Origin of the sequence: Pseudarthrobacter cellobiosi (genome assembly GCF_023913815.1) — a bacterium.
In the GTDB taxonomy this organism is placed as follows: Bacteria; Actinomycetota; Actinomycetes; order Actinomycetales; family Micrococcaceae; genus Arthrobacter; species Arthrobacter cellobiosi.
Window position 1 is genome coordinate 74,092 of sequence record NZ_JAMXBK010000015.1, and the last position, 18,405, is coordinate 92,496.

General features: G+C 66.2%; 14 protein-coding genes and 1 tRNA gene. 6 read left to right on the forward strand and 9 right to left on the reverse strand.

Annotated features, from left to right (window positions below; genetic code table 11):
- Positions 1-8: 8 nt before the first annotated feature.
- The 5 genes from sucC to NG701_RS01895 all read right to left on the reverse strand — a co-directional run bounded on the left by sucC (position 9) and on the right by NG701_RS01895 (position 7,072).
- A complete protein-coding gene (gene sucC / locus NG701_RS01875) occupies positions 9-1,178 on the reverse strand; it encodes an ADP-forming succinate--CoA ligase subunit beta (protein WP_252563985.1) in 1,170 nt (389 codons plus the stop codon).
- 222 nt (positions 1,179-1,400) lie between these two features.
- Positions 1,401-2,108 (reverse strand): hypothetical protein, encoded by a 708-nt coding sequence (locus tag NG701_RS01880; protein ID WP_252563988.1) that lies wholly within the window; start codon positions 2,106-2,108, stop codon positions 1,401-1,403.
- Positions 2,109-2,126: 18 nt separating this feature from the next.
- Complete coding sequence (locus tag NG701_RS01885; protein WP_252563991.1) at positions 2,127-3,428, reverse strand: glycosyltransferase; 1,302 nt, start codon at positions 3,426-3,428, stop codon at positions 2,127-2,129.
- Positions 3,429-3,560: 132 nt separating this feature from the next.
- Positions 3,561-6,128: a DNA helicase PcrA gene (gene pcrA, locus NG701_RS01890; RefSeq protein WP_252563994.1), complete on the reverse strand. Its 2,568-nt coding sequence runs from the start codon at positions 6,126-6,128 to the stop codon at positions 3,561-3,563.
- 98 nt (positions 6,129-6,226) lie between these two features.
- Positions 6,227-7,072, reverse strand: coding sequence for an inositol monophosphatase family protein (locus NG701_RS01895; protein WP_252563996.1), 846 nt, complete (start codon positions 7,070-7,072; stop codon positions 6,227-6,229).
- A 32-nt stretch (positions 7,073-7,104) separates the two neighbouring features.
- Between NG701_RS01895 and NG701_RS01900 the strand changes: the two genes are divergently transcribed.
- Positions 7,105-7,734: a hypothetical protein gene (locus NG701_RS01900; RefSeq protein WP_252563999.1), complete on the forward strand. Its 630-nt coding sequence runs from the start codon at positions 7,105-7,107 to the stop codon at positions 7,732-7,734.
- A 56-nt stretch (positions 7,735-7,790) separates the two neighbouring features.
- Here NG701_RS01900 and NG701_RS01905 read toward each other — a convergent pair whose 3' ends face one another.
- A complete protein-coding gene (locus tag NG701_RS01905) occupies positions 7,791-8,558 on the reverse strand; it encodes a DUF998 domain-containing protein (protein WP_252564001.1) in 768 nt (255 codons plus the stop codon).
- Positions 8,559-8,641: 83 nt separating this feature from the next.
- Here NG701_RS01905 and NG701_RS01910 point away from each other — a divergent pair.
- The 3 genes from NG701_RS01910 (at position 8,642) to NG701_RS01920 (ending at position 9,644) form a co-directional block, all read left to right on the forward strand.
- Positions 8,642-8,714, forward strand: a tRNA-Arg gene (locus NG701_RS01910).
- Position 8,715: 1 nt separating this feature from the next.
- On the forward strand, positions 8,716-9,192 hold the full coding sequence (locus NG701_RS01915) for a DUF6314 family protein (RefSeq protein ID WP_252564004.1): 477 nt from the start codon (positions 8,716-8,718) through the stop codon (positions 9,190-9,192).
- A gap of 23 nt (positions 9,193-9,215) precedes the next feature.
- On the forward strand, positions 9,216-9,644 hold the full coding sequence (locus tag NG701_RS01920) for an NUDIX hydrolase (RefSeq protein ID WP_252564007.1): 429 nt from the start codon (positions 9,216-9,218) through the stop codon (positions 9,642-9,644).
- A gap of 24 nt (positions 9,645-9,668) precedes the next feature.
- Here the strand turns inward: NG701_RS01920 and NG701_RS01925 are convergent, their stop codons facing one another.
- Positions 9,669-11,582, reverse strand: coding sequence for an ABC transporter ATP-binding protein (locus NG701_RS01925; RefSeq protein ID WP_252564010.1), 1,914 nt, complete (start codon positions 11,580-11,582; stop codon positions 9,669-9,671).
- Positions 11,579-13,243 carry an ABC-F family ATP-binding cassette domain-containing protein gene (locus NG701_RS01930; protein WP_252564012.1) on the reverse strand — a complete coding sequence of 555 codons (1,665 nt, stop codon included), beginning with the start codon at positions 13,241-13,243 and terminating at the stop codon, positions 11,579-11,581. Before NG701_RS01930 ends, NG701_RS01925 begins: the two co-directional genes overlap by 4 nt.
- 252 nt (positions 13,244-13,495) lie before the next feature.
- Here NG701_RS01930 and NG701_RS01935 point away from each other — a divergent pair, with 252 nt between their 5' ends.
- Positions 13,496-14,242 carry a hypothetical protein gene (locus NG701_RS01935; protein ID WP_252564014.1) on the forward strand — a complete coding sequence of 249 codons (747 nt, stop codon included), beginning with the start codon at positions 13,496-13,498 and terminating at the stop codon, positions 14,240-14,242.
- Positions 14,239-14,976 (forward strand): hypothetical protein, encoded by a 738-nt coding sequence (locus NG701_RS01940; RefSeq protein WP_252564017.1) that lies wholly within the window; start codon positions 14,239-14,241, stop codon positions 14,974-14,976. Before NG701_RS01935 ends, NG701_RS01940 begins: the two co-directional genes overlap by 4 nt.
- Positions 14,977-15,267: 291 nt before the next feature.
- On the opposite strand, the gene NG701_RS01945 is transcribed toward NG701_RS01940, so the two are convergent.
- Positions 15,268-18,303: an alpha-mannosidase gene (locus tag NG701_RS01945; RefSeq protein WP_252564019.1), complete on the reverse strand. Its 3,036-nt coding sequence runs from the start codon at positions 18,301-18,303 to the stop codon at positions 15,268-15,270.
- Between the last annotated feature and the right edge of the window lie 102 nt (positions 18,304-18,405).

Sequence of the window (18,405 nt, forward strand, 5' to 3'; positions counted from 1 at the left end):
GCGTCCCTTTACTTAGCTGCGTTGGCGAGCTCGGCGGCCTTGTCGGCGCCCTCGTCCATGGTGGCGGCCAGGGTAACCAGCGGGTGGTTGGCCTCGGCCAGGATGCGGCGGCCTTCCTCAACGTTGTTGCCGTCGAGGCGGACTACCAGCGGCTTGTTCGCGGAGTGGCCCAGCTCGGCCAGCGCACCAACGATGCCCTTGGCGACGGCGTCACACGCGGTGATGCCACCGAAGACGTTCACGAACACGGACTTGACCTGCGGGTCGCCCAGGATGACGTCGAGGCCGGCAGCCATGATCTCGGCGGAAGCTCCACCGCCGATGTCCAGGAAGTTGGCGGGCTTGACGTTGCCGTGGTTTTCACCGGCGTAGGCAACAACGTCCAGGGTGGACATGACCAGGCCTGCACCGTTGCCGATGATGCCCACGGAGCCGTCCAGCTTGACGTAGTTCAGGTCCTGCGCCTTGGCCTTGGCCTCGAGCGGATCTGCAGCGTCCTTGTCTTCAAGGAGGGCGTGCTTGGCGTGGCGGAAGTCGGCGTTCTCGTCGAGGGAGACCTTGCCGTCCAGTGCCACGATGTCGCCGGCGCCGGTCTTGACGAGCGGGTTGACCTCAACGAGGGTGGCGTCTTCCTTCTTGAAGACGTCCCAGAGCTTGAGGATCACGGCGGCGACCTTGCCGCGCAGTTCCTCATCGAAGCCTGCAGCTGCGACGATTTCGTCAGCCTTGGCCTGGTCGATGCCCACAGCGGGGTCGATGGCGATCTTGGCGAGCGCCTCAGGGCGTTCGACGGCGAGCTGTTCGATTTCCATGCCGCCTTCTACCGAGCACATGGCCAGGTAGTTGCGGTTGGCCCGGTCCAGCAGGACGGAGAAGTAGTACTCCTCGGCAATGTCGGCACCTTGGGCAATCATCACCTTGTTGACGGTGTGGCCCTTGATGTCCATGCCCAGGATGTTGGTGGAGTGCTCAAACGCCTCATCGGCGGTCTTGGCAACCTTGACGCCGCCAGCCTTACCGCGGCCACCGGCCTTAACCTGGGCCTTAACGACAGTTACGCCGCCGATTTTCTCGGCAGCTGCCTTTGCTTCTTCTGGGGTGTACGCCACGATGCCGGCAAGCACGGGTACACCGTGCGCCTCGAACATATCGCGCGCCTGGTATTCAAACAGGTCCACGGTTTAGTGTCCTTCTACGTCGAAGTAGTTTCTGTACAGTCGGGCACCGCCGAAGACGATGACCGGGCTGCGGATTGCCTGCACCTGCGACCCGTCCGGAAACGGGCCCCACAGCGCAATGCTCCATTCGGAACTCTAGCCCTCTCAGAGGACCGGCCCGTTCCACACTACCGCTTATGTGAGTAACGACACTATTCTATGGAGCGTAGAAAAACGCCTAGATTACGGGGTTTTTGAGGCCTCCACGGGTGCCGGGGAGGCTGTTGCCGCGTCCTTGGAAATAAGTTCGTAGCGGCCCTGGGCCACAAAGAATCCGACGCCGGCCGAGACGTTTCCGCACGCCACGCCGCCGTTATGGGCCGAACAGCGCAGCCCGTTCCGTTCCAGGTTCTGGCCCTCGGCGAGGACCCGCAGTTCCGTCAGCGGGCCGCTCTTGTTTCCTTTGGGTCCGTAGGCTGCCTCCATTTGTGTGACGCCGGAACGGCACTCCCCGTACGTTGCCTTGTCCGGGGTGAGCAGCGCCGTTCCGCCCAGATAGCCCAGGCCGGTGCCGGCACAGTCGTCCTTGACGTCGCCCGCAGCAGGCTTGGGATAACCGGCAAGCTCGCAATGCGCCACGGGGACGGTGGCGAGCTTGTTGTTGGCTGCATCGCTGAAGCTGTTCGACTCATACGGGAGGTTAAGGTGTTCCCCGCGCGCCGACGTCAGGGAACACACAATGTTCCGGTCCTCCGTGATGAAGGACAGCACGTCCCCGCTGGCCCTGAACGCGGCGGGGTCCGCCACGGCCGCCTGTTCGAGTTGTTCCATGGCCGGCAGCGGCGGCGGGGCCACATAGCCCGGGTCCTCGGTGGTGATGCTGCAGGCAGTGCCCGCCAGCAGGAAGAAGGCGGCCAGGATCCCCAATACAGTCCGTCGCATGGCACCCATTATGCCCCGGTAGCGGCCTCAGCCCGGCGTACGCCTGCCCGCGGCCTCTACGACGGCGGCAGCAGCTTCGGCGGGATCCTCACGGTCGAACTGCTCCTGCATCGTCCGGGCGCGGGATTTCCAGCCGGGATCCGCCAGGACCTTTCGAACTGCAGCGGCTATGTCGGCGGGCTTGGGTGACTCTGTCCTGAGGTTAATGCCGACGCCGGCGTGTTCCACCCGGGCGTTGACGTCACTTTTGCCCTCGTTGATGCCCGAAACCACCAAGGGAACCCCCTTGGACAGGCTCAGCTGCACACCGCCAAATCCGCCGTTGGTGATTAAGACATCCGTGAAGTCAAAGACCTCCGCGAAGTCCACGTAGTCCCGGACCACCACGTTGGGCTGCGCGTACCGGGCCTTCAACTCTTCGGTGCCGTGCCCGCCGGTTGCCACGATGACCAACGCATCCATGTCCTTGACCGCCTCAAGCGACGGAACGATGAGTTTGTCCTGGTCCACGTTGTCCACAGTTCCCTGGGTGACAACGAGTGTTGCGGGATAGGACCGGGGAAAGCCGCCGCCCCCACCAGGACCGGCGGGCGCCTGCCCAGCCGCCCGGTATGGCAGGAGCGCCCCGACGTAGTGCACTTTGGCGTTGACCCGGCGCCGCGGGAAATCGAGGGATTCCGTGCCGGTCTGGATAATGGCGTCCGAGCACCGATAAGGTTCGTCCGCCAGCCGACCTCCCCGCGGAACAGCCTGGCCGTAGGCGGCATGCTGCCGGCGGTAGCTTTGACTGGCCGGCCGAAGGATGACCTTGTCGGACAGCAGGCCCGCCAGGCCCTGGACCGCTTTCTCCACGGGATTGCGGGGCGGCCGGAACCCGAAGAAAAGCGGCGGCACCTGCGGGTCGCTTTCCATGTTGGGGATCGCAACAAAATTCACCACCGGCTTGCCCATCAAGTGGGAGACGAGCCGGTGAATGAACATGGAACTGTCAGCCACAAGAACGTCGAAGGGATTCTGCTGCGCGACCTCGCGGATGTCCTCGAAGAAGTGGCTGACGTTGCTGGCGAAAATCTTCTCGCCGTCGAAGCCGATGGCCCGTGGGCCCTTGAGCTTGGCCCGCTCCGGATAGAGCTCATTGAGGTTATCCGCGCGGTGCTCGATGGCCCTGCGGAAGGGGAAGTGCTGGATTCCCATGCCGCCGAGCCTGTCCGCATAGACCGGACCCGTGTACCAAGCCACCTCGTGGCCGCGGTCCTTGAGCCGCATCGCCACGCCCGTCATGGGGTTGAAATGGCCGTCAATGGCCTGGCTGGCGAACAGGATCTTCACGGTGGCGCCCCCGAATCTGCTGTGCTCAAGTGGCCTGCGCTTCACCGGTTCCCCGGCTACCGGCTGTTTCCCGGGTACCGCGCGTTCCTGAACTTTAAGCCAGCCGGGGTACCCGGACAAGGGCAGGCGTGGTCAGGCGTCGAGCTTTGTGAGCGGCGCGTACCGGAGCAGGAGACGCTTCTCGCCGACGTCGAACTTCACCTTGGCCACCGTCTTGTCCCCCGCGCCTTCCAGCGCCAGCACCGTGCCGTTGCCGAAGCTGGTGTGGTTGACCTTGTCGCCCACACTGACGGCCACAATCTCCTTCTGCGGCTGGACGCGGTTCTTGGCGATGGCTGCGGGAATGTCCGCGTTGAAGCCCGCCGACGAATCGGCGGCCGCGCCGCGGGACGTGCCGGCGCCCCAGAAGGATCCGCCGTAACGGCTGGAACCGATCGACGCGCTGCTGCTCCCCCACCCGCCGGACTGCCGGCTGGTGCCTTCGCGTTTCCAGTCCAGCAGCTCGGCCGGAATTTCCTCGAGGAACTGGCTGGCCGGGTTGTACTGGCTTTGGCCCCACATGCTGCGGACTTCGGACCGGGTGACATAGAGGCGCTTGCGCGCGCGGGTCAGGCCCACGTAGGCCAGCCGGCGTTCCTCGGCGAGTTCCTTGGGGTCCGTGGCCGAGCGCTGGTGCGGGAACAGCCCGTGTTCCATACCGGTCAGGAACACCACCGGAAATTCGAGCCCCTTGGCGGTGTGGAGGGTCATGAGCGTGACCACCCCCAGGCGTTTGGCTTCGGCCACGGCGGCGTCGATGTCCGCCCCCGGCGCGTCCGGGATCTGGTCCGCATCAGCCACCAGGGACACCTGTTCCAGGAACGCGCCCAGGGACCCTTCCGGGTTCTCCTGTTCGTATTCACGTACGACGGCGACGAGTTCCGCCAGGTTCTCCACGCGGGACTCGTCCTGTGGATCAGTGCTGGAACGCAGCCCGGCGAGGTAGCCGGTCTGTTCCAGGACGGCCTCCAGCGCGGCGGCGGCGCCTGAACCGGAGGCAACCTCTGCGAGGTCGTCCAGCAGTTTCACAAACCCGAGGACGGCGTTGACGGAACGGGTGGCCATGCCGGGAGCTTCTTCAGCCCGCCGGGCGGCGGCCATGAACGACATCCGTTCGCGCTCGGCCAGTGCGGCCACGGCACCTTCGGCGCGGTCACCAATGCCGCGCTTGGGTTCGTTGAGCACCCGGCGCAGGTTGACGTCGTCGTCCGGGTTCACCAGAACCCGGAGGTACGCGAGGGCGTCCTTGATTTCCTTGCGGTCGTAGAAGCGGGTGCCGCCCACCACCTTGTAAGGCAGGCCTACCCGGACCAGCACGTCCTCAATGGAACGGGACTGCGCGTTGGTGCGGTAGAAAATGGCGACATCACCGGGGCGGAGGTTGTCCTCGTCCTGGAGCCGGTCAATCTCCTTGGCAATGAACTGGGCCTCGGCGTGCTCGTTCTCGCCCACATAGCCGACGATCTTATGGCCCTCGCCCTCGGCGGTCCACAGCCGCTTGTCGGGGCGGTTAGGGTTGCGTGAGATCACGGAGTTGGCCGCGCTGAGGATGTTCTGCGTGGAACGGTAGTTCTGCTCCAGTTTGATGGTGCGGGCGTCCGGGTAGTCCTTTTCGAACTCCACGATGTTGCGGATGTCGGCACCGCGGAAGGCGTAGATGGACTGGTCGGAGTCGCCCACGACAGTGAGTTCGGACGCACCGGGGCCTTCACCCACAATCTCGCGGACCAGGGCGTACTGGGCGTGGTTGGTGTCCTGGTATTCGTCCACGAGGACGTGCCGGAAACGCCGCCGGTAGGAATCGGCCAGCGCCGGGAAGGCACGGAACATGTAGACCGTCTCGGCGATGAGGTCATCGAAGTCCATGGCGTTGGCCTGGCGCAGCCGCTGGGTGTAGCCCTTGAAGACGTCAGCCACGGCGGACTCGAAGGGATCGTTGTAGTTCGCGGAGGACGCGTAGGAATCGGCGTCGATGAGCTCGTTCTTGAGCGCGGAGATCTTGTGCTGGATGGCCTTGGGCGCGAACTTCTTGGGGTCCAGGTCCAGGCTCTTGGAGACCTGGATGACCAGCCGCAGCGAGTCCGCGGAGTCGTAGATGGAGAAGTTCGACTTCCGGCCGACGTTGGCGGCCTCCTGGCGCAGGATACGCACGCAGGAAGAGTGGAACGTGGAGATCCACATGATCTTGGCCCGTCCACCCACGAGCGCCGCGATGCGCTCCCGCATCTCGGCGGCCGCCTTGTTGGTGAACGTGATGGCCAGGATCTCACCGTGATGCGCGCGGTGCGTGGCAATGAGGTACGCGATCCGGTTGCTGAGGACGCGGGTCTTTCCCGAGCCGGCGCCGGCCACGATCAGCAGGGCGCCGCCGGCATGCTTAACGGCCTCCTCCTGCTGCGGGTTAAGCCCCTGAAGGAGTTCCTCGGCATTCGGCCGGTGGTGGGCCGGCTCGCCGTTGCCGTCATGCGAGGGCTGCTGGTTGGCCCAGCCGCCCGTGCGCTGGGCGCCCTGTTCTGCTGCGTGTTCGGACCCGCCGCCCGGCCCGCCGCCACCGAATTCGGCGGCCGCGGCAAGGCCTTCCGGGCGCGACTTGGTGCGGGCGGAGGCTGGCGCGGCGGCCTTGAACGGTCCGTCAGAGTACGGGTCAAACAACATATCCATGGTGCCTACAAGTCTAGGCGGTGGGGCTGACAGTTAGGTCCAGCCTGTGGATAACACCGCCACCCCAACCCCGGAAGCACGCAAAGGCCGGCCCGGACTCAGGCCACCGAGCCCGACTCAAGGGCCGCACGCAACTCCCGCACCGCCGTCGTGCCTCCCGCCATAAACCAGTCCAGGCCGTTGATCCGGGCCGTGTCCGTGGCGCCGCCGGCGGCCCGGACGATCGCCTTGCCGGGCAGCCAGTCCCATTCCGGGCAGCTGTGCTGGAACCAGCATCCCAGCTGGCCATCGGCCACCCTGCCCAGGTCGCAGGACCCGGACCCGAACATCCGCAGCGCCGCGGCGGAGGTGGCCGCAGCGTGCCAAGGCATGGCGCAGAGCGGATCCATGAGCCAGGTGGGGTGGATGTAGGTGGCTGCGCCGAGTTCGGCGAGCGCGGTTGCGTTGCGCGTCCCGCCGTCCTGAACAGCGCCCGTGTCCCGGTAGGCGGTCAGCACTTCGCCATTCAGCGTGGCCGCGTGGGCCGTGCCGCCGAGCCAGAGTTTGTCCTCCTCGGGCTGGAAAATCGCGCCGAGCAGCACATCGGACGAGTCCTTCAGCGCGAGGGCCGAGCACCAGTACGTAGATCCGTGCAGGAAGTTGTAGGTGCCGTCCACGGGGTCGATCACCCAGGTGCGGCCGCTGGTGCCGGCCACCGCGGCGCCCTCTTCGCCCACGATGCCATCCTCCGGCCGGCAGCGCTGCAACTGACCCAGCACGTAGGCTTCCGCAGCGTGGTCCGCGGCGGTCACCACGTCGGAGATGGAGGTTTTCTGCTGCGACTGGAGCCCGGCCATGCGCATCAGGAGCGCCAGTTGCCCGGCTTCGCGCACCAATGCGGATGCCAGCTGATAGTCGTCCAGGGCGGGGTCAAGTTCAAGGGCGCTGTGCCGGCCAGTGGTCATGGACCCAGTTTAGGTGGCGGGATAATGGTGCCATGGCCAAAACCCCAGCGCAGCGGATCAAAAAGCACGGCACGAAGGCGACTGTTCCGCAGCACAGCCTTCCGCCGGTCATCAACCCCACCACCAGCCGTTCGCCGCAGAAGGCCCAGAACAACACCAACCTGATCCTCATCGCGGGCGTCGTTGTCAGCCTTTTCCTGTTCTGGTACGTCCACCTGCTCACGCTCCAGCAGCTCACCCAGCTCTCCGGCGGCCTGGCCATGCCGGACTCGCTCGTGGGAGGTTTTGACGCCGGCTACGTTGGCCAATTGAACGCCGCCATGGACAACGACGCCCGCGGCCAGCTCAACTACGTCCACAAGACCGCAGGCACCCTGTTCCCGCTCATTTTCGGCTTCACCTGGCTGCTGCTGATCGGGACCAACGTCGCCAAGAAGACCCTCCGCTGGGCACTCTGGGCGGTGCCGCTGCTGTTTGTGGTGGTCCGGCTGTGGGGCAATGTCGCCATCGATGCCGCACTGGCTTCGGAAACGGCCGACGCCGGCCAGGTCGCCTTGGCGTCCACGCTCACCGTTGCGGGGTGGGTACTGTTCGTCCTCAGCCTGCTGGCCGGGGCAGCGGCAGTGTTCCTGCGCAAAAAGCCCGCAAAAACGGCCAACTGACTCACTCCACCTCATCGGTTGCTCCGTAACGGCCCTTTTGAGCCCCTAAACGGCGCTTACGGAGCAATCGATATGGTGACGGTAGCGCGCCCCTCCCTGCGGTGCCGGTGCATACGCTGGGCGATCACCAGGCCCGCCGCTGCCACGCCCACGGTGACCGGATAACCCATCAGCCGCTCCAGGGTGCCCGGCTCCGGAACATCCAGGCCTGTCAGCCCGCCTGTGACCAGCGCGGCGAGGGACACCAGCCCGCACACCAGCACGAACCACCCCAGCGGAGTCTGCCGCAGCCATAACGCCCCGAGCAGCACCAACGCCAGCGCGCCGGCAAGGAAGTACATCAACGCGCCGACGAAATGCCAGCCGGAGCCGACGTCCTCCGGCACCAGGCCCACGATCATGGTCCCCGCACCGGCAGTACCGGTCAGGACCCGCACGGCGACCGCCGCCTGCCAGGGTTTCCGGCGCCCCGGCTGGACCCGGGCCCCTGCCCGGGCGGCGACACAGAGCAGCCCCGAACCCAGCAGCAGCGCACCGACCAGCATGCCCAGCCCCTGGACCACAAACGAGGCGTTCATCAGCCAATGCAGCGGCGAACACACATCCCGTCCGTCGTAGATCCCGCAGTGAAGCGCGCCGAGGTCGCTGATGTATCCGGTCCGGCGGTCGTAGGGCTGCGGCCCGCCCCAGGCGCCGATCACGGCCGCTTCCGCCACAAAATACTGCAGGACGCTCAGGACGGACCAGGCGCCGATGTACTGGCGGGTGGAGGCGGTGTCCGGGAGGAATGCCACGGCGGGGGCGGACGTCGGGGCTGATCTCATGCCAAGAGCGTAGTACGGCCCACCACCTTGTATGCTTGTATCCGTGTCCGGACGGACCGGCCCTGCCGGAACAGCGGACATGCGCCCTCGTAGCTCAGTGGATAGAGCACGGCTCTCCTAAAGCCGGTGTCGTTGGTTCGATTCCAATCGAGGGCACTTGAATCTTCCTTCACCGGAGTTCGACCTCCGCGCCTACCTGCTCGGCCCCTCGCCGGCCGGGAACTTGTCCGTTGAGGGAAGCTGGGCCGTTGAACGGCAACTGGTGGACCGGGCGGCCGGCACCCGCGGAACCTTTTCCGGCGTCGTACGCTTTTCCCCCGCGGACGACGGCGGCCTGGCCTTCCGTGAAGAAGGCACCATGCGCTGGCCCAACTTTACCGGCCCCGCCTCCCGCGAATACGTCCTGAAACCCGCCGACCGGCCCGACGCCCTGGACGTGTATTTTGCCGACGGGCGGCCCTTCCACCGGATGAGCTTCACGCCGGAAGCCAACCTGGACCAGCACTGGTGCGATCCCGATATTTACCGCGTGGCCTACACCTATGCGGACCCGGACACGTTCAGCTACACCTGGGATGTGACCGGCCCGCGCAAGGACCTGCTGCTGACGTCGGCCCTGAAGCGGCAAGTCTGAAGCGGCACGCTAGGCTCGGAACCGTGAAATCCCGCATTGTTGTCTCCGCCGTCTGTGTCTTCGATGACGCCGGCCGGCTCCTGACCGTCCGCAAGCGCGGCACCAGCATGTTTATGCACCCGGGAGGCAAGCCCGAAGCCGGCGAAACCGCCGTCCACGCCGCCGCGCGGGAACTTCAGGAGGAAGTGGGAATCGTGGTGGATCCGCGCGAGCTGGAGCTGATGGGCGTCTGGATCGCGGACGCCGCCAACGAGGCCGCCACGGACATCGAGGCCACGGTGTTTACGGCACCCGGAACCTGGACGGCGCACCCCTCGGCTGAGATCGCCGAGATCCGCTGGCTGGACCTGGCGGCGCTGGACCGGGGCGCGCCGCTGCCCGCAGACCTCGCCCCGCTCCTGACAGACCACATCCTGCCCGAACTGGCCACCCTGCGCCCCGGCCCCAAGTAGGTAGCAGTTGGGGAAGGCTTAGCTCTAGTACTCCGGAACGGCTTCCGCTGCCACGGCCGTGGCCTCGGCGAACTGCGTCTGGTAGAGCTCGGCGTACCGGCCCTCGGCCGCGAGCAGATCAGTGTGGTTCCCGCGCTCCACGATCTGCCCGTCCTCCACTACCAGGATGACGTCGGCGGCCCGGATGGTGGACAGCCGGTGGGCAATCACGACGGCGGTGCGCCCCTCGAGCGCGGCGCCCAGAGCCGCCTGCACGGCGGCTTCGTTCGTGGAATCCAGCGCGGCGGTGGCCTCGTCCAGGATGACCACCCGGGGCTGGGAGATCAGCAGCCGTGCGATGGTGAGGCGCTGGCGTTCACCGCCGGAGAGCCGGTAGCCGCGCTCCCCGACCACGGTGTCCAGGCCGTCAGGCAGGGAGCGGATCATGGTTTCCAGGCGGGCCTGCCGGATGGCGTCCCACATGTCCTCCTCGGTGGCGTCCGGCCGGGCGAGCCGGAGGTTGGAAGCGATCGACTCGTGGAACAGGTGCCCGTCCTGGGTGACCATACCCAGCGTGTCCCGCAGGGAATCGAACGTGGCGTCCCGGACGTCCAGCCCCGAGCCCGGCAGGGTGCCGCCGAGCCGCACGGCGCCGGAATCGACGTCGTACAGCCGGGAAAGCAGCTGCGCGATAGTGGACTTTCCGGCACCGGAGGAACCCACCAGGGCGACGGTCTGCCCGGGTTCCACCCGGAAACTGATGCCATGCAGCACCTCTTCGCCGCCGCGGGTGTCCAGCGTGGACACTTCCTCGAGCGAGGCCAGCGAGACCTTGTCCGCCGAGGGGTAGGCGAAGCGAACGTCGTCAAACTCCACCGAAACGTTTCCCGGCGGGATGGCCACGGCGTCGGGCTTCTGCTGGATCAGGGGCTTGAGGTCCAGGATCTCGAAAACCCGCTCGAAGCTGACCAGCGCGCTCATGATTTCCACGCGGGCGTTGGACAGGGCGGTGAGCGGGGCGTACAGGCGGGTCAGCAGCAGGGCCAGCACCACGACGTCGCCCGCGGCGAGCTGACCGCCGATGGCCAGCCAGCCACCCAGGCCGTAGACCAGGGCCAGGGCGAGTGCGGATACCAGCGTCAGCGCGGTGACGAAGGTGAACTGCAGCATGGCCGTGCGGACGCCGATGTCACGGACCCGGCCGGCCCGGACAGCGAACTCGCGGGATTCCTCGTCCGGGCGGCCGAAAAGCTTCACCAGCGTGGCGCCCGGAGCGGAGAAGCGCTCGGTCATCTGGGTGCCCATGGCCGCGTTGTGGTTTGCCGCCTCACGCCGCAGGTCCGCAAGCTTGGAGCCCATCCGGCGGGCAGGGATCAGGAAGATCGGCAGCAGGATCATGGCGAGCACGGTGACCTGCCAGGAAGTCCCGAGCATTACGATCAGCGTCAGGATCAGTGCCACCACGTTGCTGACCACGCCGGACAGCGTGCCGGCGAAGGCGGACTGCGCTCCGATGACGTCGTTGTTCAGGCGGCTGACCAGTGCGCCGGTGCGGGTACGGGTGAAGAATGCGATGGGCATCTTCTGCACATGGTCAAAGACTCTGGTGCGCAGGTCCACGATCACGCCTTCGCCGATGGTGGAGGACAGCCAGCGGCTCACGAGCCCCAGTCCGGCTTCGGCAACGGCCACCACGGCGATCAGCAGCGCCAGCCGGATCACGTCGTCTGTACCCGCCTTGGCCACGATGGCATCAACCACCTGGCCGGCCAAAACAGGCGTGGCCACGGCAAGGAACGCCATCACAATGGACAGCGCCACAAACGCGATCAGTTTTGTCCGGTGCGGGCGGGCGAAGCCCAGGACCCGTTTCAGGGTGGCCTTGGAGAAGGGCTGGGAGCCATTCTTGGCCCGGGAGATGTTGTACAGGGAGTGCCAGGCGACGCCATCCATGCTCATCGCTGTTGCTCCGTTGTGTCTGCCATCAGTTCAGTTACCGTTCCGTTGTCCACATTCCACCGGACATCCAGCCGCACGTTCTCGAGCAGCCTCCGGTCATGGGTTACTAACAGCAAAGCGCCCTCATAACTTCCCAGCGCCTCTTCCAGCTGCTCGATGGCGGGCAGGTCCAGGTGGTTGGTGGGTTCGTCCAGGACCAGCAGGTTCACCCCGCGGGCCTGCAGCAGCGCCAGTGCGGCGCGGGTGCGTTCGCCCGGTGACAGGGAATCCACGGGGCGGGTGGTGTGGTCCGCCTTCAGCCCGAACTTGGCCAGCAGCGTGCGGACCTCCGCCGCTGTCAGGTCCGTGAGCACGGCTTCGACGGCGTCGGCAAGGGTGAGATGGCCGGCCAGCAGTCCGCGGGCCTGGTCAATTTCGCCGATGGCCACCGAGGCGCCCATGGCAGCGTTGCCGGCGTCGGGCGCCTGCACGCCCAGGAGCAGGCGCAGCAGCGTCGACTTGCCGGCTCCGTTGGGGCCGGTGATGCCGATCCGCTCCCCCGCGTTGAGCTGCAGGTTCACCGGGCCCAGCGTGAAGCTTCCCTGTTTCACGACGGCGTCACGCAAGGTGGCCACCACCGCACTGGACCGGGGCGCCTGGCCAATGGTGAACTGCAGCTGCCATTCCTTCCGCGGCTCCTCCACCACGTCCAGCCGGGCAATCCGGGATTCCATCTGCCGGACCTTCTGGGCCTGCTTTTCCGATGACTCGGTGCTGGCGGCCCGGCGGATCTTGTCATTGTCGGGGCTCTTCTTCATGGCATTCCGCACGCCCTGGGAGCTCCACTCGCGCTGGGTCCGGGCACGGGAGACCAGGTCTGCCTTGGTGGACGCGAACTCCTCGAACTTTTCCCTCGCGTGGCGCCGCGCCACGGCGCGCTCCTCCAGGAAGGCCTCATAGCCGCCGTCGTATACCGCCACGGAATTCTGCGCCAGATCCAGTTCCACGATGGTGGTAACGCAGCGGGCCAGGAACTCGCGGTCGTGGGACACCAGCACCACACCGCCGCGCAGTCCCTGGACGAAAGCTTCCAGTTTGGCCAGCCCGGCCAGGTCAAGGTCGTTGGTTGGCTCGTCCAGCAGCACAACATCGAACCGGCTGAGCAGGAGCGCAGCGAGGGCCACGCGGGCGGCCTGGCCGCCGGAGAGCCCGGTCATGGGAGCGTCCGCTCCGGTGTCCAGGCCGAGGTCGGCAAGGACGGGCGGGATGCGTTCGTCGAGGTCTGCCGCACCTGAAGCCATCCAGCGGTCAAAGGCCAGCGAGTAGGCGTCATCAGCTCCCGGTACGCCGGATCCCAATGCCTCCGCGGTGGACTCCATCTCCACGGTCGCCTGGGCGCAGCCGGTCCGGCGGCCGATGTAGCCGGCCACGGTCTCGCCTTCGACGCGCTCGTGTTCCTGGGGCAGCCAGCCCACAAAGGCATCGGCGGGGGCGAGGCTGACGCTGCCGCCCTGGGGCTGGTCGACGCCGGCAAGCAGGCGCAGCAGGGTGGACTTGCCGGCGCCGTTGGAGCCCACCACACCCACCACGTCACCGGGAGCCACCGTGAGGGAAAGTTTGTCGAACAGTGTCCGGTGGTCGTGGCCGCCGGAAAGATCTTTGGCAACAAGTGTTGCAGTCATAGGTTGGTCCATCCTCTCGCCGCCGCCCGGCCGGAGGAGCCCGCCTGAATCGGCCCGAAACTGCGGTGAATCCGCAATGTGCCGCCCCGAGAAGTGCCGGGGCACTAAAGAGCCCGCCGGTCCGGACTTGGGGGGTGTACGGACCAACGGGCTCGACCATCAAGCATAGTCGACTCAGCACGCCGCATCAAACCGCCTCCGAGAGGTCAGGCTAATATCAAAAGGCAATCATCCGTTCAGCAGAGAGCCGATATGCCAATTCCTGCCAAAGCGTTCCAGCGCTGGCTGCACGGCATCGCCCCCAACACGAGCACGTCCGACATCTGCCGCGTCTCCGGCATCAAGCGGACCACCCTTGCCCAGCAGCTTGTCCGGGGCAAGGTGGCAGAGGCAACAGTGGTGAGCATCAGCCGGGCGTACAACGTCAACCCCGTCTCGGCGCTGGCGGCCTTCGATGCCTACAGCCAGCTCGCGGACCCGCACCCGCCCACCAGGTCCGAATTGGTCAGCCAGATCTCCACCCCGGACCTCCTGCGGGCAGTTTTGGCCCGTTCCGCTGCGGACCCGGGCGGCGTGCCGGCGGCTGCCGCGCCGGCCGGTTCGACTGCGTTGGAGCCGGCCCCGCACGCCACCTCGGTCAAGAACTGGGTGGAGGCAATCGACGACGGCGAACTGAGGCACCGGGTCTCCGCCGCCACCGGAATCGCTCCTCAGAACTATTCGGCACAACTGACCGCAAACCGGCTGGCTCCGGAGCTGGCGGTTGCCACCTCCCTTGCCGCCGGCGTCGGCCCTGCCAGCGGCCTGGTGGCCACCGGGCTTGTCACGGAAGCTGAGGCCGGCTGGCCTCCCGGAGCCCGGCAGGCCGCCCTGGACAGCCTGTCCGACGGACAGCTGACCACCTTGGCCGGTGACCGGCTGCAGACTCTCGGCAGGGCCCTCCGCCGGCAGGAACATGACCACGAGAAAACCGAAAAGATCTGGGAGAACCTGGGATGATCGAAATCCTGCAGTGGTCCACGCTGACTGTCTGCGGCCTGGTGGCCGTCGCGCGGGTTCCCAGTGCCGTGAGGGGGAGGAATCGGATACTCTTCTACATCTTTGCGCTGATGACGCTCGCCATTCTGCTCAGCATCCAGGCACCGTACCTTGCCATCGACCAGGCGCTCGGCGGTGTTAATGTGGCCAACCTCCTGCTCCGCTTTGTCATCTTCGCCGCTATTTTCTTCGTGGGCATCCGCGTCACCCGGGGCTTTGGGGCCGACGACGCCTACCGGCTGCTGACCGGACGGATCGGACTGGCTGTGCTGGGCCTGACCTCGCTGATGGTGGTGGTTGTGTTCCTCATGATGGACACGGCGGGGTCCTCCGCGGGCATGGGCTCGGTGTCAGTCAAGGACGCCCGGCACGGACTGCTGGTTGAGTACTACGGTGCCGCAGGCCGCGCCTACCCTGCGTACGTTTCGCTGGTCCTGCTGCCTGCCATGGCGCGGGCCTGCCGGAGTACTTTTCCGCTCTTGGTCCGGGTCGCGGCATTCCTGCTGGCCCTCGGAGCGGTTGCCATTGGCGCGAGCCTGTTGTTCCCTGTGCTCCCATCGGCGTTGGGTTCAGTGGAATTTGTCATCAACTACACAGCCGTCCTATGTTTTGTCATCGGGCTGGCGCTGATCTGGGTAGCCAAGCTGCGGTCCGGGCAGAATGAGCCGAGACAAAAGACTTCTACTGCAAAGTAGCCTTTAAACTTTCACAAAATCATTAGACATGGCACAATCATGAATGTGTGAAGTTGGGTGCCGGCGTTCGCGAACGGGGATAGATTCCTGGACGCCGGGCCCGTTGGGTCTTTGCATTCTTTGGGGGGATGAGTGGTGGCGGGCCGTTGGGGACCGCCCCCACTCAGCCATTTAACGGCCAGGTCACGCCAACCATCATCGATTGCTCCGTAACGGCCCTTTTGAGCCCTCAAAACGGCCTCTACGGAGCAGTCGATGAGTGGTAAGCGGATCCGGGTGGAACTATGGAAGCTACCGAGCGAACCTCAGGGTGACCAGCTGGAACGGGCGCAGCGAAAGCTCCACCGACTGCTCTGCTGCGGCAGTGTTGACGCCCGGCGCGTCGGTGGCGCGCTCCAGCAGGTCCGTGGCCTGGACGGCCGTGACCGGGAAGCTGGCCGTGAGCACGCCGGCGGACCGCTGCCCCAGGGACTCATAAAGACGGACCACAACATCGCCCGAGCCGTCTTCGGCAAGCTTGACCGCCTCGATGACCAGGGCCGGGTTGTCCACGGAGAACAGCGACTCCACGCCGCGGGCGCCCTTCACCAGCCGGGGTTCAAGGTTAGTGCGGTACCCCTCCTCCACAGCTTCGGCGATTCCGGCTCCGGGGCGGATGGTCACGGTCAGTTCCTGGCGGCCCCGGTCCGCCGTCGGGTCCGGGAACTTCGGTGCGCGCAACAGGGAGAGACGCACCGAGGTGGTGGTCCCGCCGTCGGAGTCCCGCACGCTCCTGGTGACATCGTGTCCGTAGGTGGCCGCGTTGGAAATCGCGACGCCATAGCCGGGCTCGGCCACGTGGATCCAGCGGTGCGCGCAGATCTCGAACTTCGCAGCCTCCCACGAGGTGTTGACGTGGGTGGGACGGAAGACATGGCCGAACTGGGTCTCCGAGGCGGAGCGGTCCGCCCTGACGTCCAGCGGGAAGCCCAGCTTGAGCAGCTTCTCGCTCTCTTGCCATTCAACGGTGGTGGTGATGGTGAGGGAGCCGCTGCCGGCATCCAGCGTGATCCGCTGGGTGAGCGGTGACGAGCCGGCAACCCGGTCCACCACCACAACGGCACTTGTTCCGGTGTGCTCCACCCGGATGGCCTGCGCCACCGTGATGGCCATGACGTTGCGGCGGTAGAACTCGTCGATGTCCCAGGCGTCCCACTCGTTGGGCGTGTCCCGGTGCAGTTCCAGCAGGTTGCCGCGGGCGCCGGGAGCGATGGCTTCGCGTCCCGTGGCGTAGTCGGTGAGGGAGGCAATCAGGCCATCGGCATCCAGGACGGCCCGGATGATGCCGTTGTCCAGCACATATCCGCCATTCACGGCGATTGCCTGAACGGGCTGGCCGGCCGGCGAAAGTTCTGCGGCAGCCAGGGCCGGAACGCCGTTGCGCGCGTGGGGTGCGGCGTTGAGCAGGAAGGTCCGCGATCCCTCGCCGAGGAGCACGGCCGCCGCCCGCCCAATGAGGGTTTCGAGGCTGGCGCTGATGGCGGCGTAGTTACGTTCCGCGTCCTGGTGGACCCAGGCGATGGCGCTGCCGGGCAGGATGTCGTGGAACTGCTGCAGGAGCACCAGCCGCCAGAGCCGCTTCAGCTCGGCCGCCGGGTACTCGAAGGAACCGGCGCTGCGGACGGCAGCGGTGGCGCACCAGAGTTCGGCCTCGCGGAGCAGGTGTTCGCTGCGCCGGTTGCCGCGTTTGGTCTGGGCCTGGCTGGTGTACGTGCCGCGGTGGAGTTCCAAGTACATCTCCCCCACCCAGACGGGCAGGGAGGAATATTCCTCCTCCGCCTGGGTGAAGAAACTCTCGGCAGAACCCACACGGACTCTGGGCGAACCTTCAAGGTCTGCGGTGCGGCTGGCGGCAGCCAGCATTTCCCGCGTGGGCCCGCCGCCGCCGTCGCCGTAGCCGAACGGGACGAGCGAGGTGTTGCCGCGGCCGTGGTCACGGAAGTTCCGTTCGGCGTGCGCCAGTTCGCGTCCGCTGAGCTCGGCGTTGTAGGTGTCAACGGGCGGAAAGTGCGTGAACAGCCGGGTGCCGTCGATGCCCTCCCAGTTGAAGGTATGGTGCGGCATGCGGTTGACCTGGTTCCACGAGATCTTCTGCGTGAGGAACCAGCGGCTGCCCGCCGCCTTGACGATCTGCGGCAGGGCCGCGGAGTAGCCGAAGGAATCCGGGAGCCAGGCTTCGCGGCATTCGACGCCGAACTCGTCGAGGAAGAAGTTCTTGCCCTCAATGAACTGCCGGGCCATTGCCTCGCCGCCGGGCATGTTGGTGTCCGACTCCACCCACATGCCGCCCACCGGAACGAACTGCCCGGCCTTGGCCTTCTCCCGGATCCGGCCGAAAAGCTCGGGGTAGAACTCCTTCATCCAGGACAGCTGCTGGGCTGAGGAGCAGGAGAACACAAAGCCCGGATCCTCATCCATCAGGGCCACCACGTTGGAGAACGTCCGGGCACATTTGCGGATGGTTTCGCGCACCGGCCAGAGCCAGGCCGAATCGATGTGCGCGTGGCCCGTAGCCACCAATTGGTGGGCGGAAGCGTAGGCGGGCCTGGCCAGGACCTCGGCCAGGGTTGCCCGCCCGGCTGCGGCGGTGCCGGGGACGTCGTCGGGATCCATCTGGTCCATCATGCGCTCCAGCGCACGGAGGATTTCATGGCGCCGCGGCTGCTCCGGGGGGAGTTCGTGCATGAGCCCGGCGAGGGTCCAGATGTCCTGCTGGAGTTCCCAGACCGTCTGGTTGAGTTCGGCGATGGCGATCCTGCCCAGCCTGTACTGCGGCGCCGTGCCTGCCGTTGCCTTGTCCCCGTAGGGTGTGGCGGCGAAGGTCCAGCCCTGCGCCATGTCCGGGTTGGCGGCCGCTTCAACATAGAAGTCAACGGACATACCGCTGCCCAGGAGCTTCAGGGGAATGTACTGGTTGCGGGGCGAAATGGCCTTGATGATGGTGCCGTCCGGGCGCCAGGCGATTCCCTCGCACTGGAATCCGGGGGCTTCGTTGATGAAGCCAAGGTCCACCACGATTTCCACCGCGGTGTCCGGGCCGGTGCCCCAGGCCTCCGGGACGTCGCCCTGCAGGCGCAGCCACTTGGTGCCCCACGGCTGGCCCCAGGCGGCACCTTGTTCCTGCGGCGCGAAGTGATTCCGCAGGGCTTCCATCACTGACACAGGTTCGCCGGGCGCATCCCAGCTGCTCAGGTTTAGCGGAACGGTGCGGGCGTATACGGCGGGAATGATCCGCTCGCGGACAAACCGGTCCAGGCGGACTTCGGTGATCCGGCGGTCGTCATGCAATGTAAACCCTCTTAGGTGCTTGAACTGGAGTACTCGAATCCGGACCAAACGCGTCCAATCGATGGATAAAATCTACCGGCTAGTAGCTCAATAGCCAAGCGT

Bases quoted from the DNA above. Each gene is read 5' to 3' on its own strand.
- NG701_RS01940 (WP_252564017.1), top strand. From the start codon at position 14,239: ATGATCGAAATCCTGCAGTGGTCCACGCTGACTGTCTGCGGCCTGGTG.
- NG701_RS01935 (WP_252564014.1), top strand. From the start codon at position 13,496: ATGCCAATTCCTGCCAAAGCGTTCCAGCGCTGGCTGCACGGCATCGCC.
- NG701_RS01900 (WP_252563999.1), top strand. From the start codon at position 7,105: ATGGCCAAAACCCCAGCGCAGCGGATCAAAAAGCACGGCACGAAGGCG.
- NG701_RS01880 (WP_252563988.1), bottom strand. From the start codon at position 2,108: ATGGGTGCCATGCGACGGACTGTATTGGGGATCCTGGCCGCCTTCTTC.
- pcrA (WP_252563994.1), bottom strand. From the start codon at position 6,128: ATGGATATGTTGTTTGACCCGTACTCTGACGGACCGTTCAAGGCCGCC.
- NG701_RS01895 (WP_252563996.1), bottom strand. From the start codon at position 7,072: ATGACCACTGGCCGGCACAGCGCCCTTGAACTTGACCCCGCCCTGGAC.
- NG701_RS01905 (WP_252564001.1), bottom strand. From the start codon at position 8,558: ATGAGATCAGCCCCGACGTCCGCCCCCGCCGTGGCATTCCTCCCGGAC.
- NG701_RS01925 (WP_252564010.1), bottom strand. From the start codon at position 11,582: ATGAGCATGGATGGCGTCGCCTGGCACTCCCTGTACAACATCTCCCGG.
- NG701_RS01930 (WP_252564012.1), bottom strand. From the start codon at position 13,243: ATGACTGCAACACTTGTTGCCAAAGATCTTTCCGGCGGCCACGACCAC.